Source organism: Sedimentibacter hydroxybenzoicus DSM 7310, from assembly GCF_013403245.1.
Taxonomy (GTDB): Bacteria; Bacillota; Clostridia; order Tissierellales; family Sedimentibacteraceae; genus Sedimentibacter; species Sedimentibacter hydroxybenzoicus.
On sequence record NZ_JACBNQ010000031.1, the window covers coordinates 18,366 to 33,480 of the forward strand.

General features: G+C 34.9%; 12 protein-coding genes. 2 read left to right on the plus strand and 10 right to left on the minus strand.

The window, feature by feature from the left end:
• Window positions 1-34 precede the first annotated feature (34 nt).
• Window positions 35-418, plus strand: a complete 384-nt coding sequence (locus HZF24_RS17140; RefSeq protein WP_179239595.1) for a BlaI/MecI/CopY family transcriptional regulator — start codon at window positions 35-37, stop codon at window positions 416-418.
• A gap of 292 nt (window positions 419-710) precedes the next feature.
• On the opposite strand, the gene HZF24_RS17145 is transcribed toward HZF24_RS17140, so the two are convergent.
• The 7 genes from HZF24_RS17145 to HZF24_RS17175 form a co-directional block, all read right to left on the minus strand.
• Window positions 711-1,061, minus strand: a complete 351-nt coding sequence (locus HZF24_RS17145; protein ID WP_179239596.1) for a hypothetical protein — start codon at window positions 1,059-1,061, stop codon at window positions 711-713.
• 186 nt (window positions 1,062-1,247) lie between these two features.
• A complete protein-coding gene (locus HZF24_RS17150; protein WP_179239597.1) occupies window positions 1,248-1,925 on the minus strand; it encodes a metal-dependent hydrolase in 678 nt (225 codons plus the stop codon).
• A 39-nt stretch (window positions 1,926-1,964) separates the two neighbouring features.
• Window positions 1,965-2,690 (minus strand): ABC transporter ATP-binding protein, encoded by a 726-nt coding sequence (locus tag HZF24_RS17155; RefSeq protein WP_179239598.1) that lies wholly within the window; start codon window positions 2,688-2,690, stop codon window positions 1,965-1,967.
• On the minus strand, window positions 2,677-3,459 hold the full coding sequence (locus tag HZF24_RS17160) for an ABC transporter ATP-binding protein (protein ID WP_179239599.1): 783 nt from the start codon (window positions 3,457-3,459) through the stop codon (window positions 2,677-2,679). The genes HZF24_RS17155 and HZF24_RS17160 overlap by 14 nt, the downstream gene beginning before the upstream one ends.
• The gene (locus HZF24_RS17165; protein WP_179239600.1) at window positions 3,456-4,364 is read right to left on the minus strand and encodes a branched-chain amino acid ABC transporter permease; all 909 of its coding nucleotides are present in this window, start codon (window positions 4,362-4,364) and stop codon (window positions 3,456-3,458) included. The genes HZF24_RS17160 and HZF24_RS17165 overlap by 4 nt, the downstream gene beginning before the upstream one ends.
• A gap of 9 nt (window positions 4,365-4,373) precedes the next feature.
• Window positions 4,374-5,258 (minus strand): branched-chain amino acid ABC transporter permease, encoded by an 885-nt coding sequence (locus HZF24_RS17170; RefSeq protein ID WP_179239601.1) that lies wholly within the window; start codon window positions 5,256-5,258, stop codon window positions 4,374-4,376.
• A 259-nt stretch (window positions 5,259-5,517) separates the two neighbouring features.
• On the minus strand, window positions 5,518-6,684 hold the full coding sequence (locus HZF24_RS17175) for an ABC transporter substrate-binding protein (RefSeq protein WP_179239602.1): 1,167 nt from the start codon (window positions 6,682-6,684) through the stop codon (window positions 5,518-5,520).
• Between the two features lie 340 nt (window positions 6,685-7,024).
• Between HZF24_RS17175 and HZF24_RS17180 the strand changes: the two genes are divergently transcribed.
• Window positions 7,025-11,344, plus strand: a complete 4,320-nt coding sequence (locus tag HZF24_RS17180) for a 2-hydroxyacyl-CoA dehydratase (RefSeq protein ID WP_179239603.1) — start codon at window positions 7,025-7,027, stop codon at window positions 11,342-11,344.
• 67 nt (window positions 11,345-11,411) lie between these two features.
• On the opposite strand, the gene arcC is transcribed toward HZF24_RS17180, so the two are convergent.
• From arcC to arcA, 3 genes are all read right to left on the minus strand, one after another.
• The gene (gene arcC / locus HZF24_RS17185) at window positions 11,412-12,362 is read right to left on the minus strand and encodes a carbamate kinase (protein ID WP_179239604.1); all 951 of its coding nucleotides are present in this window, start codon (window positions 12,360-12,362) and stop codon (window positions 11,412-11,414) included.
• Between the two features lie 30 nt (window positions 12,363-12,392).
• The gene (gene argF / locus HZF24_RS17190; RefSeq protein WP_179239605.1) at window positions 12,393-13,388 is read right to left on the minus strand and encodes an ornithine carbamoyltransferase; all 996 of its coding nucleotides are present in this window, start codon (window positions 13,386-13,388) and stop codon (window positions 12,393-12,395) included.
• 134 nt (window positions 13,389-13,522) lie between these two features.
• Window positions 13,523-14,746 carry an arginine deiminase gene (gene arcA, locus HZF24_RS17195; RefSeq protein ID WP_179239606.1) on the minus strand — a complete coding sequence of 408 codons (1,224 nt, stop codon included), beginning with the start codon at window positions 14,744-14,746 and terminating at the stop codon, window positions 13,523-13,525.
• Between the last annotated feature and the right edge of the window lie 369 nt (window positions 14,747-15,115).

The following is a 15,115-nucleotide window of genomic DNA, read 5'->3' on the forward strand; positions in this document are numbered from 1 at the left end:
TTATGGACAAAGATAATAAATCACAGGAGGAATTATGAATAAGAAAATTGACCGATTGCCAGATGCAGAGATTGAGGTAATGAAAGTAATATGGAATAACGAAACACCCATAGCTACGGTGAAAATCAAGGAGATTTTAGACAATAAAAGAATCTGGAATCTTTCAGCTCTTCAGACTATTTTGTCTCGGCTTGTAAAGAGAGGGTTTCTTAGTACAGAAAAACAAGGGAAAAACAGATATTATAATTTCCTAATATCCGAGGATGAATATTTGTCGGTAATTAATAAATCATTTTTGGAAAGATTAAATGATAATTCAATAAAAAAATTTGTTTTATCTTTATGTAACAGTAATTCCATATCCGAGGAAGAATTAATCGAAATTAAGAAAATAATCGAGGATAAGGTGGGAAAATAATATGTATGATAAAATAATAAATGCTTTTATTGAAAATACAATTATAGGTTCTTTGTTGATATTGGCTGTATTTCTATTTTCAGCACCGTCATAAGAGCTTATATGGGAGAGGAAAGAATTGATATTACAGAATATATGAATTTTACAGATAATGATAAGGTTGTTAATATTGATAACAGAGATTTTCTTGAGGCAGATAAAGAAGTGTTGTTTCAGAATTAATGATATGTCTCCTTTTTTAAAAGGGTATGATTACAAATGTAATCATACCCTACTCGATTTTCACTTATTGCTATTTCAAATCATCTGCATTTGATCCATACACTTCTAACACCGGTATAACAAACATAAATCCAACACCCGGTTCATTAAAATAATCCAATTCTTCCCTGACTTTTCCTACTACATCATCAAGTCTTTCTCTCTCTTTAATAATGCTTATTATCATTTTGCTGTATGGTTTTCTGCCGTCAATAAGCTTTTTTACATTATCAAGCATGGGTATGTTGATATTGTGGTCTAAAAGAACCTTACCCATACCTTGACTGTCAATTGTGGTAGCGCCTATTTCCTCCTGGTAAAAAACCTCATGTATATTATCTAATTTGGATATGTCGTTTAAAATTAAAAATAAGGCAAACATTAAAGCATAAAACCTCCCATTATTTAGTCCTGAGTTTCTGATTTTATCTTTGTATCATTAGTCGCATTCATTATATCATATCTGAGCCGAGTACAGCGCAAGCTCGCTTGCATTGCCGAGGCGATGGTATGATATATGTATTATATCATAAGGAATTTTTCAATTCAACACATGTATCAATAATTTCTAAATGAAAACACTTTCATTTATATTTAATATTTCCACATTGGATAATTTTACTTTGTTTTTAAATTCTTCCGGATTTGCTTTAATTAAATCAAATGTATTATAATGGAACGGAATAACCGTTTTCGGCTTAATGAAATCTACTGCTTTAACTGCATCGTTAATATCCATGGTATAATTCCCGCCTATAGGCAAGAAAGCTACATCTATGTTTTCATCTTCTAATAATTTCATGTCAAGTGTAAGTCCTGTATCTCCTGCATGATATACCTTATTACCGCTTATATGTATTATAAATCCGCCGGGGTTACCGCCGTATATCATATTGCCGTTGTCAGATATACCTGAACCGTGCAATGCGTTGGTCATTTTTACAATACCAAAATCAAATTTCGTTCGTCCTCCGATATGCATTGCATGTATTTTTATATTAAATTTACTAAGATATGCGGAGATCTCAGCATTTGCTATAACTAAAGCTCCACTTCGCTTAGCTATGTCAACAGTATCTCCTATATGATCGCCATGTCCGTGTGTTACAAAAATATGAGTAACATCCGATAATTCATCCAAATTAATATTTGCAAGTGGATTTCCTGATATAAACGGGTCTATAATACCCTTAAATTTTCCCTCTTCAATTATTACAGCCGAGTGTCCTAAATAAGTAAGTTTCATTTCAGCCACCGTCCTTTCAATTTTAACTATATAATAACTTCATACGGAAATAAAATCAACGTTTTTCTTTCCCAGATAAGCTTCCTTTATCTTTTCATTTTTTATAAGCTCATTGGCATTACCCTCCATAGTTATGATACCTTGCTCAAGTACATAGGCATAGTCGGCTATGGATAGTGCCTTAAAAGCATTTTGTTCAACCAATAATATCGTCTTGCCCATATTATTTATTTCAATAATTATATCAAATATTGTGTTTATTAATAAAGGAGCAAGACCAAGAGACGGCTCATCAAGCAATATTAAATCGGGATTGGACATCAGACCTCTTCCCATTGCAAGCATTTGCTGCTCTCCGCCCGAAAGTGTTCCCGCTACTTGCTTTTCTCTTTCCTTTAATATAGGGAAAAGATCAAATATTCTGTTTAAATCCTTGTCTATTCCATTTGTATCACTTCTAAGAAAAGAACCCATTCTAAGATTCTCCATAACAGTCAGATTGGCAAATATTATTCTTCCTTCAGGAACCTGACATATACCGGACTTTACTATTTTATGTGCTTGTTTTGAAAGCTTTTCTCCCTTGTAAAATATTTCGCCTTCCTTATATTTAACTATACCGCTTATAGAATTTATCAACGTGGATTTGCCTGCTCCGTTTGAACCGATTATGGAAACTATCTGCCCTTGTTCAACATTCAGGGATACTCCCTTTAAAGCATGAATACCTCCGTAAAATACACTCAAATTATTAATCTTCAGCATAAGTCTTCTCCTCTTTCCCTAAATAGGCTTCAATAACTTTTTTGTTTTCCTGAATTTCCTTTGGTGTTCCAAGGGCAAGAGGAATACCAAAATTAAGTACAAAAATTCTATCGCATACACCCATTATTAAATCCATATGATGCTCTATAATTAATACAGTTAAATCGAATTTATTTCTTATTTCCTTTATTAATTCCATAAGCTGTATGGTTTCTTCGGGATTCATGCCTGCAGCTGGCTCATCAAGGAGCAGCAATTTAGGATCTAGTGCAAGAGCTCTTGCTATTTCAAGCTTTCTTTGAAGCCCGTACGGTAAATTTGAAGCTACTATATCCTTATAATCCCATAAACCCATCAATTTTAACAACCCGTCCGTTTTATTTTTCAAATATCTTTCCTGAAGCTTAAATTTTCCTATTCTCATTATTGAACTGAATATATTATAATCAGCGGATTTATGGCATGCCGTCAACACATTTTCATATGCGGTAAGCTTTTTAAACAGTCTTATATTTTGAAATGTTCTTGTTACTCCCATATTTGCTATTTCATAAGGTTTTTTCCTTTGAAGTTTCTTATCATTGAAATATATTTCTCCCTCAGTTATTGAATATATGGCCGTAATTAAATTGAAAATGGTTGTTTTCCCCGCACCGTTAGGACCAATCAACCCGAAAATTTCCCCTTGTTCAATATGAAAGCTCACATTATCAACAGCGGTAAGACCTCCAAATCTTTTTGTTACGTTATTAAGAGAAAGCACATTCATGATTTTACCTCCTCTTTCTTATTTCCTATTCTTTGTCTGACAAAATTTATAAATTTTTTAGCTGATTTTATAATAGATTTTATGCTGAATTCCTTGCCTCCCATTAAACCCTGTGGTCTTGTAATCATAATCAATATAACTGCCGCACCGTAGATTACTAATCTCCAATTGTAGAAGCTTCTTAGAATTTCCGGCAGGAATGTAAGGAGTATCGTACCGATTACACTTCCCGATACGCTGCCTAATCCACCGAATATTACTATAATTGTAAGCTCTGTTGACTTCACCATTTTAAACATAATAGGCTGAATGTACCCTAAATAATGTGCCAGCAGTCCACCTGATATTCCTGCATACAATGCACTTATGGCAAGGGCCATCATTTTATATTTAAATACATCTATTCCAATGGTTTGCGCGGCAAGTTCCTCTTCTCTGATTGCTACCATGTTTCTTCCATGTCTTGATCTGATGATTGATACCAAGACAAACACCGCAACAATATTTATAATAATAACATTGAATAATGTTGTCGTACCTTGTGTAGGAATGCTTGAAAGACCTCTTGCTCCCCCGAAATACTGAACATTATCCAATATTAATCTCGTTGCCTCACCAAAACCTAAAGTTGCAATACAGAAATAATCTCCTTTTAAATTCAATGTTAGCTTACCGATAACCAAGCTGACGAGCATAGCTGATACGCCACCAATTAACAACGCAATAAAAAAAGGTATTCCGTACTTCATTGTCATTGAAGAAGCCATGTATGCTCCTATTGCCATAAAGCCTGCATGTCCAAATGAAAATAAACCGGTAAATCCAGTCAGCAAAGACAATCCAAGAACGGTCATTAAGTTTATGCCTGACAATATTAATATTCCTGATACATAATCCCAACTCATGATAACCTCCTATGCCTTATCTTCTGTTGTCTTACCCATCAATCCCGTAGGTTTTACTACAAGAACTAATATTAAAAGTGCAAAAGCAATTAAATCTCTGTATTGTGATGACAAATATCCGGATACCATGGTCTCTATAAGTCCTAAGAGAACAGAACCTATAACTGCTCCCGGCAAGCTTCCCAAGCCACCAAAAACTGCCGCTATAAATGATTTTGTGGTTATATTTCCTATCTGCGGATAAACCGTATACCTCATTCCAAAAAGCATACCTGCAAGACCCGCCAATAGTCCACCTAATACAAAGATAATAAAAATAACCTTATCTACATTTACTCCCATCAATGTACTTCCTTTTATGCTGTACGATGTAGCTCTTATTGATAGTCCTATCTTTGTTTTCTCAATAATATACACCAATACCATTAAGCTTATTGCAGATATCACAAACATCAATAAATCAATCCTGCCCAATGCAACACTTCCAAGCATAATTGGTTCAGATGAAAAAACTGTCGGATACGATCTGAATGTCGGTCCTATGGGTGAAGCAATAACCACATTCTCTAAAAATATTGAAGCTCCCATGGCAGATATAATGAAATAAAGAAAAGGAGCATTCCTTTTTCTTAAAGGCCTGTATACGATTTTTTCCATTACTACAGCAAGAATACCTGAACCAAATGCAGATAATACAAACGCTATAAAAAACGGTACTTTTAGAAAAGTTAAACTAAAATACCCTATATAAGCTCCTATCATTATTACTCCGCCATGAGCGAAGTTTGAAAAATTCATTATGCTGTACACGAGAGAATATCCTACCGCCATCAAAGCATAAACACTTCCTATGGATAATCCGTTTATAATCTGTTGTAAAAATAGTTCACTCATTTGTTCCTCCTATTGCAGGTGGTTTATTCAACTAAAGGCGGGGGTAACCCCGCCCCAGATTGATGACAAAGTCATCAAGATGGTAGGCTGTTGAAAAAGTTCATCCTGCAAGGCGCCGGAAGACGGGCAACCGCAGCGTATTAGACATACATGAGGATTGACCGACTGAACGGCAACGACGCAGGTGGACTTTTTCAGCAGCCTGAGGCGGGGGTAACCCCGCCCTCAGTTTATACCTAAACCTCCAAGATGAAAAATACTATTGCAAGCCGTATTTTTCTTGGAATATATAGTCAGCATTTTCAATTTTAACTATTGCAGCTTGCTTTCCGACAGGATTATGGTCTTCTTCACTTAATTTTATAGTTCCGGTTACACCTTCTACAGTAACCTTTGTCAATGATTCTGTTATTTTCTCAGGATCTGCGGAGCTTGCATCAATGATGGCAGCTTCCAACAGCTTGAATGCATCATGTGCCATGTATCCGTTTAATTCCATCGGAAGGTTGTATTTTGCCCTGTATGCTTCCTGTAACGGCTTAACTTCAGGGTCATTAAAGTCTAAATGATTTACGACATAGCTGCCTTCAATTGATTTAGCAGCCATTTCCATCAGCTGCTCTGACGGCCATCCGTCACCGCCTATAAGTGTTGCATTTATTCCAAGATCACGTGCCTGATTGGCGCTTAATGCAACTTCCTTGTAATAATAAGGCATCAAAATTAAATCCGGCTTTGCATCTTTAATTTTACTGAGCTGAGGTCTGAAATCAACATCACCTTCTTTGAAACCCTCTTTTGCTACTATTTTACCGCCTTTTTCTATAAATGTTTTTTCAAAGAACTCTGTAAATCCTTGTGAATAGTCACTTGCAACGTCATACAGTATGGCAGCATTTTTTAATCCTAATTTGTCACATGCATAACCTGCTGCAACGGCGCCTTGATATGGATCAATGAAACAAACTCTGAAATTATATGGTTTAACCTTTCCATCATCACCTACAGTAACTTTTGGATTTGTGGCAACCGTTGCAATATCAGGAACTTTGTATTGCTCAAGAACTGCAGAAATTGAAATTGCCTGACCGCTTGCATTCGGTCCTATTATTGCAACTACATCATCCTGAGTGATTAGTCTTTTTACGGCATTTACAGCCTCAGCTGCATCTCCTTTTGTGTCATAATAAATACCTTCAACTTGCTTGCCCAGCAGTCCTCCCTTCGCATTTACTTCCTCAATCAACATTTTTACAGTATTGCTTTCACATGTTCCCCAAACTGCCTGGTCACCTGTTAATGAACCAATCCAACCTATTTTGATTGTGTCACCTGAGGCTTTGGGCGTTCCGGAACCACCGCAAGCTGTAAGCATCATCGCGAAAATCAATAATACACTGACTATCAATAATACATTTTTTTTCATCGCTTCCTCCTAATTTATAAATCTGCTGCTTTTTGTACAAACATTTATTTATAATAAACTATTAACTTTTGTTGAATTTAATGTCATATATTTTATAATTGCACATATTTTATTAATGCAAAATATACTATATTACGATAATTTTCAACTGTTTGACTTTATCATCTTAAGATTTATTTAAGTTGATTTTATGTATAAAAGTGGTATAATATATTAAATTATTAAATAATAATGCTCCTTGCATAATATACTTGTTATATATTCAATGAGAGATGTGTATTCGACTTTTCATAAGGGAGGTCGAAAATTTTTTTAAAGCTTTAATAGCTTTGGAGGAATTATGAAAAAATACCTGATGGGACTTGACATTGGTTCTACAACAGTAAAAATTGCGGTAATAGATAATTTCAAAAACTTAGTGCATAAGCAATATGAGAGACATTATTCAGACATAAAAAATACTGTCGCAGAAATTATTAAAAATTCATATGACAAACTTAAGGACAGTCGGATAAAAATAAACATCACCGGGTCCGGTGCTATTGATGTGTCAAAATATTTAGGAATTACGTTTGTCCAAGAGGTTGCCGCGTCAACGAAAGCAATCGAACAATATATTCCCGGTACAGATGTTGTTATTGAATTAGGTGGCGAGGACGCCAAAATAACTTATTTGTCGGGAAATCTGGAGCAGCGTATGAATGGTTCCTGCGCAGGAGGTACGGGAGCTTTTATAGATCAAATGGCTGTTTTAATGAAGACAGATGCTGCCGGGCTGAATGAATTATCTAAAAAGCACAAAACAATATATCCAATCGCATCACGCTGCGGCGTATTTGCAAAGTCGGATATTCAGCCACTTTTAAACGAAGGTGCAAGGCAAGAGGATATAGCAGCTTCTATATTTCAAGCAGTTGTAAATCAAACAATAAGTGGACTTGCTCAGGGTAGACCTATAAAAGGTAATGTTGCCTTTTTAGGAGGTCCTTTGTTTTTCTTGTCTGAGTTTAGGGAGAGGTTTAAAGAAACATTAGAACTTAATGAAAAAAACTCTACATGTCCGGAAGATGCAAATTATTATGTGGCTATAGGCGCTGCTCTGATGTCAGAAGAAAATGAAGAAATAAGTTTTAATGACTTTTATACCAGAATAAATAATACAATTAACCATTCAAATATTGAGTATAGAAAAAAAGATTTAGAGCCATTATTTGAATCAGAAGAAGAATATAATAAATTTCTTTCAAGACATAATCAACATAATGCAATTAAAAAGAACATTGAAGACTATGAAGGTCCTGCTTTCTTAGGAATCGATGCCGGCTCAACAACAACCAAGCTTGCTTTGATTACTGATAAGGGTGAATTATTATATTCATATTATTTCAGCAATGAAGGAAATCCTTTGAATTCTGCCGTAAGAGCAGTAAAATTGCTCTATTCGCAATTGCATGATAGGATAAAAATTGCATATACAGCCGTAACAGGTTATGGAGAGCACTTAATTAAGGCGGCACTTAACGTTGATGTCAGTGAAATAGAAACAGTGGCACACTACAAGGCAGCTGACTTTTTCTTAAGAGGTGTTGATTTTATAATCGATATTGGCGGACAGGACATGAAGAGCATGATTATCAAGGATGGAGTTATAGATTCCATTATGCTCAATGAAGCTTGCTCCTCCGGCTGCGGATCATTTATTGAAACATTTGCTAAATCATTGGAAATGACCGTACAGGAATTTGCAGAAGAAGCAATTTTTTCTAAAAATCCTGTTGATTTAGGAACCAGATGTACCGTATTTATGAATTCAAAGGTTAAACAGGCGCAAAGAGAAGGAGCTACATTAAGCGATATTTCTGCGGGTATATCCTATTCCGTAATAAAAAATGCTTTGTTTAAAGTAATACGATTAAAATCTCTTGATTCATTGGGAGAAAAGATTGTTGTTCAGGGAGGTACTTTCTACAACAATTCTGTATTACGAGCTTTTGAACTGATAACCGGCAGAGAAGTGGTAAGACCTGATATAGCCGGAATTATGGGGGCATTCGGAGCAGCCATAATAGCACAAAATCAATATGACGAAAAAAAGGAAAGTACATTTGTCAGTGTTAATCAGCTTGATAATTTTTCTTTTGATACTTCCATGGAACGCTGCGGACTCTGCACCAATAATTGCCTGCTGACCATCAACAAGTTTTCAGACGGAAGATACTTCGTATCAGGAAACAGGTGCGAGCGCGGTGCTGAAAAATATATCCATGTAGAAAAGAAAGAACCATTGCCTAACCTTTACAAATATAAATATAAACGAGTATTTGACTATAAGCCGCTTTCTGTAAAAGAAGCAAAAAGAGGTTTAATCGGCATACCGAGAGTATTGAATATGTACGAGGATTATCCTTTCTGGTTTACATTTTTTAACGAGTTAGGATATAGAGTCGTTCTTTCAGGCATGTCCAGCAAAAAAATATACGAGCTTGGAATGGGTACAATACCTTCAGAATCTGTATGTTATCCGGGTAAAATAGCGCACGGGCACATAGTAGATTTGTTAAACAAGAAGGTCCCTAAAATATTCTATCCTTGTATTTCATACAACATAAAGGAAGATGAAAATGCCGGTAATCACTATAATTGCCCGGTCGTTGTTTCTTATCCTGAATCTATAGAAGCAAATATTGATTTAAGTAATATTAAATTTTACAAACCTTTCCTTAATTTAAATGACAAAGAAAGATTAATACAGAAGCTATATAGAGAAATTGGTGCATCTGAGGATTTATCATATGAAGAAATTAATAATGCAGTAAATAGGGCATATGATGAATTGTTAAATTATAAAGATGATGTTAAAAAAGAAGGATTAAAGGCTATTGAATATATTAAGAAAAACAATAAAAAGGGAATAGTGCTGGCTGGCAGGCCATATCATGTAGACCCTGAAATTAATCATGGTATACCTGAAATGATAGAAGGCTACGGAATTGTAGTGTTATCAGAAGATTCATTGGAAAAAGCACAAATTGAAAGACCTTTAAGAGTAATCGACCAATGGTCATACCATACAAGGTTATATTCAGCTGCAACCTATGTTTCAAATACTGATTACCTTGAGCTTGTCCAGCTTAATTCCTTTGGCTGCGGACTTGATGCGGTAACTACAGACCAGGTTAATGAAATACTTACAAAAAATAATAAAATATATACTGTAATTAAAATTGATGAAATAACAAACCTTGGAGCCATAAGGATACGTATACGCTCACTTCTTGCTTCCATAGAAGAAAGGGATCGAACCGGAATTGTTCATATAAAAAAAACAGGCGCCTTTGAAAAAATTGAATTTACAAAGGAAATGAAAAAGAAACACACAATTTTAGTTCCCCAAATGTCTCCAATTCATTTTCAATTTATAGAAACGGCGGCTAATTTTACAGGATATAAAATGGTGGTATTACCTGCAGTGGATAAAAAGGCAGTGGATGCCGGGTTGAGAGTTGTAAATAACGATGCCTGCTATCCTTCTATTATTGTAATAGGCCAGCTTATAAACGCACTTGAATCAGGCAAATACGATTTAAATAATGTCTCCCTGATGATTTCTCAGACCGGCGGAGGCTGCCGTGCTACCAATTATATCGGATTTATAAGAAAGGCATTAAAGGATTTGGGATATGGACATATACCTGTTATATCCTTTAACTTAGTTGGTCTTGAAAAACATTCAGGCTTCAAATTAACAGCATCCTTTTTACACAGATTAGCTATATCCATGGTTATAGGAGATACCCTGATGCGTGCAACCTACAGAACAAGGCCTTATGAAAAGATAAAAGGTTCCGTAGATGAAATGTATGAAAAATGGGTTCAAGCGAGCTATAATGTTATTGAATCAGGTGGATATAAAAAATTCAGAAACCTGATAAACAATATAGTTAATGATTTTGATAACATTGAGTTAAATGAAGATATAGTTAAGCCAAAGGTTGGTATAGTGGGGGAAATACTTGTTAAATTCCATCCTAATGCAAACAATGATGTATTTTCATTGCTTGAAGAAGAGGGGGCAGAAGTTGTAGTTCCGGATTTGTTAGATTTTTTCTCATATACTACACTTAATGGTGTTATAAAATATGATGAAATGTTAACCGGAAGCAAAAAAGACAAATTTATCAGTGCTACAATAGTAAAAATAATTGATAAATATAAAAAACCCAGTGTTGATGCATTTAAAAATTCCAAGAGATTTTTATCACCTTCAAATATTTTAGAACTTGCTCATAAAGCTCAAAAGTTCTTATCATTAGCAAATCAATCCGGAGAGGGATGGTTTTTAACAGCCGAAATGATTGAGCTGTTAGACAGCGGAGTTAATAACATTTTATGCTTGCAGCCGTTTGCTTGTTTGCCTAACCATATTACGGGCAAGGGCATGATTAAAAAGTTAAAGGATGCATATCCGATGTCAAACATAGTTCCGATTGACTACGATGCGGGTATAAGCGAGGTTAACCAAATTAACAGAATTAAGCTCATGCTGACAAATGCTATAAGAAATATGCGGCAAACCGGAAAAACTTCATCCATGGGCCTGAATAAAGTAGAAGATACAGCTGTTGCATATGATATGAAAGTAAGTGAACAGGAAATTTAATACCTGATAAAAAATAAAACATTCGGTTAAGAATGTTTTATTTTTTATCAGATATCATTTATTAGCATTAATTATCTTGGACTACAGTACCGGTCAAGCCATTTAAGGCATCCCTTGATTTATACAATGATGTTATTATAGATTTTCTTTCCGGGTGTGATTTTACAAATTTAACAGCAGCCATCACCTTTGGAAGCATACTGCCCGGTGCAAAATGACCTTCTTCCATGTATTTTTCCGCTTCTTTTACAGTCATGAAAGATAAATCCTGTTGATTTGGTTTTTTAAAGTTGATGGACACTTTTTCGACCTCTGTTAGAATCATCAGTATATCTGCACCAATGTCCTCAGCAAGCTTTTCTGCCGCTAAGTCCTTGTCAATTACTGCAGCAATTCCTTCAACTGATCCATCTTCATTTTCAACTACAGGTATGCCGCCGCCGCCGCAAGCAATAGCAATAGTAGAGTCCCACAATCTTTTAATAGTATCAACTTCTACTATCTTTTCAGGCATAGGTGACGGTACAACTCTTCGCCATCCCCTGCCTGCATCTTCTTTCATAATATAACCTTTTTCGTCGGTTATTCTTTTAGCTTCCTCTTCTGTATAGAACATTCCTATAGGTTTTGTAGGGTTATTAAAAGCTTGATCATTTTTATTTACAACTACCTGTGTCACAATAGTTACAACCGGAAGTATCCTGTTTCTCTTAGCCAATGAATGTTTTAATCCTTGCTGTATGTGATAGCCTATATATCCTTGAGTCATTGCTCCACATACATCAAACGGCATTGCCGGTGTTACGTCTTTTGCAGTTTCAGATGCTAATAATAATCTGCCGACCTGCGGACCGTTTCCATGGACTATGGCTATTTCATAGCCGGTACAGCTAATCTCTGCAAGATACTCACAAGTTCTTTTTACAACCTCCAATTGAGCTTCAGCTGTTGACGGCATACTTTTATCTTCTAAGGCATTTCCGCCTAATGCAATAACTACTTTAATTATTTTGTCCATTATATTCCTCTCTAAAATAATGTCTTGACTTTAAGCTATTGTTGCAACTATTACCGCTTTAATTGTGTGAAGGCGGTTTTCCGCTTCATCAAAAACAACTGAATGTCTGCTTCTGAATACGTCATCTGTCACTTCTCTTATATCATAGCCAAGTTCCATTTGTTCTTTAGCCAGTTTTGTTTCAAGATCATGAAATGAAGGCAGGCAATGCATAAATATTACATCATCGTTTTCTGTTACTTTTAATAACTCCATAGTAACTTTGAATGGCGTAAGCATTTTAACTCTTTCAGGAATTTGAGCTTCTTCACCCATTGATGCCCATATATCAGTATAAATTACATCCGCTCCCTTTAAGCATTCCGGATTGTCGGATATTTCTATGCTTCCGCCTGTAAAAGCTGCAACCTTATATACTCTGTCCAGTACTTCCTTATCCAATTGATCGCTAAGCTCCTTAGGACCATATGCCACATAATGCATCCCCATCTTAGCGCATCCGTACATCCACGCATATGACATATTATTTCTGATATCTCCGGCAAATACAACCTTGACCTTATTTAACGGCTTCGAGATATGCTCTTCTATAGTCAACAAGTCCGCCAGTATTTGAGTGGGATGATCCACATCTGTTAATCCGTTCCAAACAGGAATACCTGAATATTTAGCCAGTTGTTCAACTGCTTCTTGTTTATATCCTCTGTATTCAATGCCGTCATAAAATCTTCCTAATACCTTTGCGGTATCTTCCAATGATTCTTTCTTACCCATTTGAGAGCTTGAGGAATCCAGAAACGTTACGTGAGCTCCTTCATCCAGCGCAGCCACTTCAAAAGCACATCTTGTTCTTGTTGATGTTTTTTCAAATAACAGAACAATGTTTTTTCCCTTCAGCAAATAATTAGAATCTCCTGAACGTTTCTTTGCTTTTAAATCATGCGATAAGTCTAATAAGTATCGGATTTCTTCAGTCGTAAAATCCATTAATGTTAAAAAACTTTTTCCTTTTAAGTTTACTGCCATAATTACCTCCAAATCAAATATAAAATACATAAAATAATTGCAACTTGTTTAAATATTACTTTTGTTGTATAATTAATTATGTTAACACATAATTGTTCAACACGCAATAAAAAATTATAAACATTTAAAAAAAGTTATAAATTTTCTCTTATTAAAGGCATGCTCATACACCTTGGACCACCTCTGCCTCTTGATAATTCAGAGCTTGGCATGGTGTGAACTTTAATGCCTTCCTGTTGTAAAATTTCATTTGTTACGTAGTTCCTTGAATATACAATGACTTCTCCGGGAGCAATACACAATGTATTTGAACCATCATTCCATTGTTCTCTTGCAGCATCTATAACACTGTTGCCTCCGCACTTAATTAATTTTACGTTATCCAAATGAAGCTCCTTTTTCAAAATATCTTCTAAGGTGCCTTTTTCTTCTGTTATACTAATTTTTCCTTCAATGTCTCTTTGAAGAACATATACATTCATATCTGATTTTATGTTGGGATGAATTGTGAATTTGTCATAGTCAACCATAGTAAATACGGTGTCTAGGTGCATAAATGCTCTCGTCTTAGGTATGTCAACAGCCAATACTTTCTTAAATGTAGTATCTTCTGTAAGTAATAAACTCGCAAATTTTTCTATGGCATTAGGATTAGTTCTTTGAGATATGCCGACCGCAACAACCTCACTGTTTAATACTAAAATATCTCCACCTTCAAGGGAAGCTTTTTCACATCTGTCATAATACAATTTAGTTTCTTTGTATTTTAGATTACAATTAAAAATATATTTTGCAAACAAGGTTTCTCTGTTTCTTGTTACAGTAAACATTTTATGAATGGTAACACCTTTTCCCACTGTTGCAAAGGGATCTCTGGTAAAATATAAATTAGGCATGGGATCAATTATGAAAGGATATTGGTTGCTTAAATAGTCTGCTAACCTCGGTCCTCTGTAATCATTAATTTCTGATTTTCGTATACCTTCCATCATTTTAACGACCATTTCTCTGTTGCTTTTAAATGATAAGAAAAATTCTTTTAATATCCTTGACTCTCTTCTTTCTTTAATATCTGCTTCTTCTATATATTCGTCGATAAATTGATTCTTAATATCTTCATTTACTAATGAATCTGCAACTAAATCTTCTAAATATACAGTTTCTATATTCATTGACCTGAAGATATCAGCAAAAAAGTCATGCTCTTCCTGTGCTTTTTTCAAGTAAGGAATATCATCAAAAAGTAACCTTTCAAGATATTCGGGCATTAAATTCTCTAACTCTCTTCCGGGTCTATGCAACAAAACCTTTTTTAATCTACCTATTTCTGAATAAACATTAATAGATGAACTGCTCAAAACATCACCACCATTATATTATTTGACAACGATTTCTTTATGCTGACTACATGCTTGACCTTTAATTTATGCATTTTCTAAGAAGTAATGTAGGTAAGTAAGTTGTCTACCCTGATGTAAGTATGACCAAATGAAAAGTAAAATATTAATTGTAAGTAAGTTTATATAAACTGTCAATTTTATCTAATTATATTTTATTAAAAATTTTTTTGGTTGTCAAGGATAATTTTAAATAAATATAAAATTAGTAAATAAATATACAATTTGATAAAAGCTATAGAAAAAGCAACCAATCGGGTAGGAGGCTCCCATTAATTGGGTAGCCGACCTCCCGCACCACCGTACGTACCGTTCGGTATACGGCGGTTC

Excerpts from the sequence above, each read along its gene's own strand:
- HZF24_RS17140 (WP_179239595.1), top strand. The coding sequence starts at position 35 with ATGAATAAGAAAATTGACCGATTGCCAGATGCAGAGATTGAGGTAATG.
- HZF24_RS17145 (WP_179239596.1), bottom strand. The coding sequence starts at position 1,061 with ATGTTTGCCTTATTTTTAATTTTAAACGACATATCCAAATTAGATAAT.
- HZF24_RS17150 (WP_179239597.1), bottom strand. The coding sequence starts at position 1,925 with ATGAAACTTACTTATTTAGGACACTCGGCTGTAATAATTGAAGAGGGA.
- HZF24_RS17155 (WP_179239598.1), bottom strand. The coding sequence starts at position 2,690 with ATGCTGAAGATTAATAATTTGAGTGTATTTTACGGAGGTATTCATGCT.
- HZF24_RS17160 (WP_179239599.1), bottom strand. The coding sequence starts at position 3,459 with ATGAATGTGCTTTCTCTTAATAACGTAACAAAAAGATTTGGAGGTCTT.
- HZF24_RS17165 (WP_179239600.1), bottom strand. The coding sequence starts at position 4,364 with ATGAGTTGGGATTATGTATCAGGAATATTAATATTGTCAGGCATAAAC.
- HZF24_RS17170 (WP_179239601.1), bottom strand. The coding sequence starts at position 5,258 with ATGAGTGAACTATTTTTACAACAGATTATAAACGGATTATCCATAGGA.
- HZF24_RS17175 (WP_179239602.1), bottom strand. The coding sequence starts at position 6,684 with ATGAAAAAAAATGTATTATTGATAGTCAGTGTATTATTGATTTTCGCG.
- HZF24_RS17180 (WP_179239603.1), top strand. The coding sequence starts at position 7,025 with ATGAAAAAATACCTGATGGGACTTGACATTGGTTCTACAACAGTAAAA.
- arcC (WP_179239604.1), bottom strand. The coding sequence starts at position 12,362 with ATGGACAAAATAATTAAAGTAGTTATTGCATTAGGCGGAAATGCCTTA.
- argF (WP_179239605.1), bottom strand. The coding sequence starts at position 13,388 with ATGGCAGTAAACTTAAAAGGAAAAAGTTTTTTAACATTAATGGATTTT.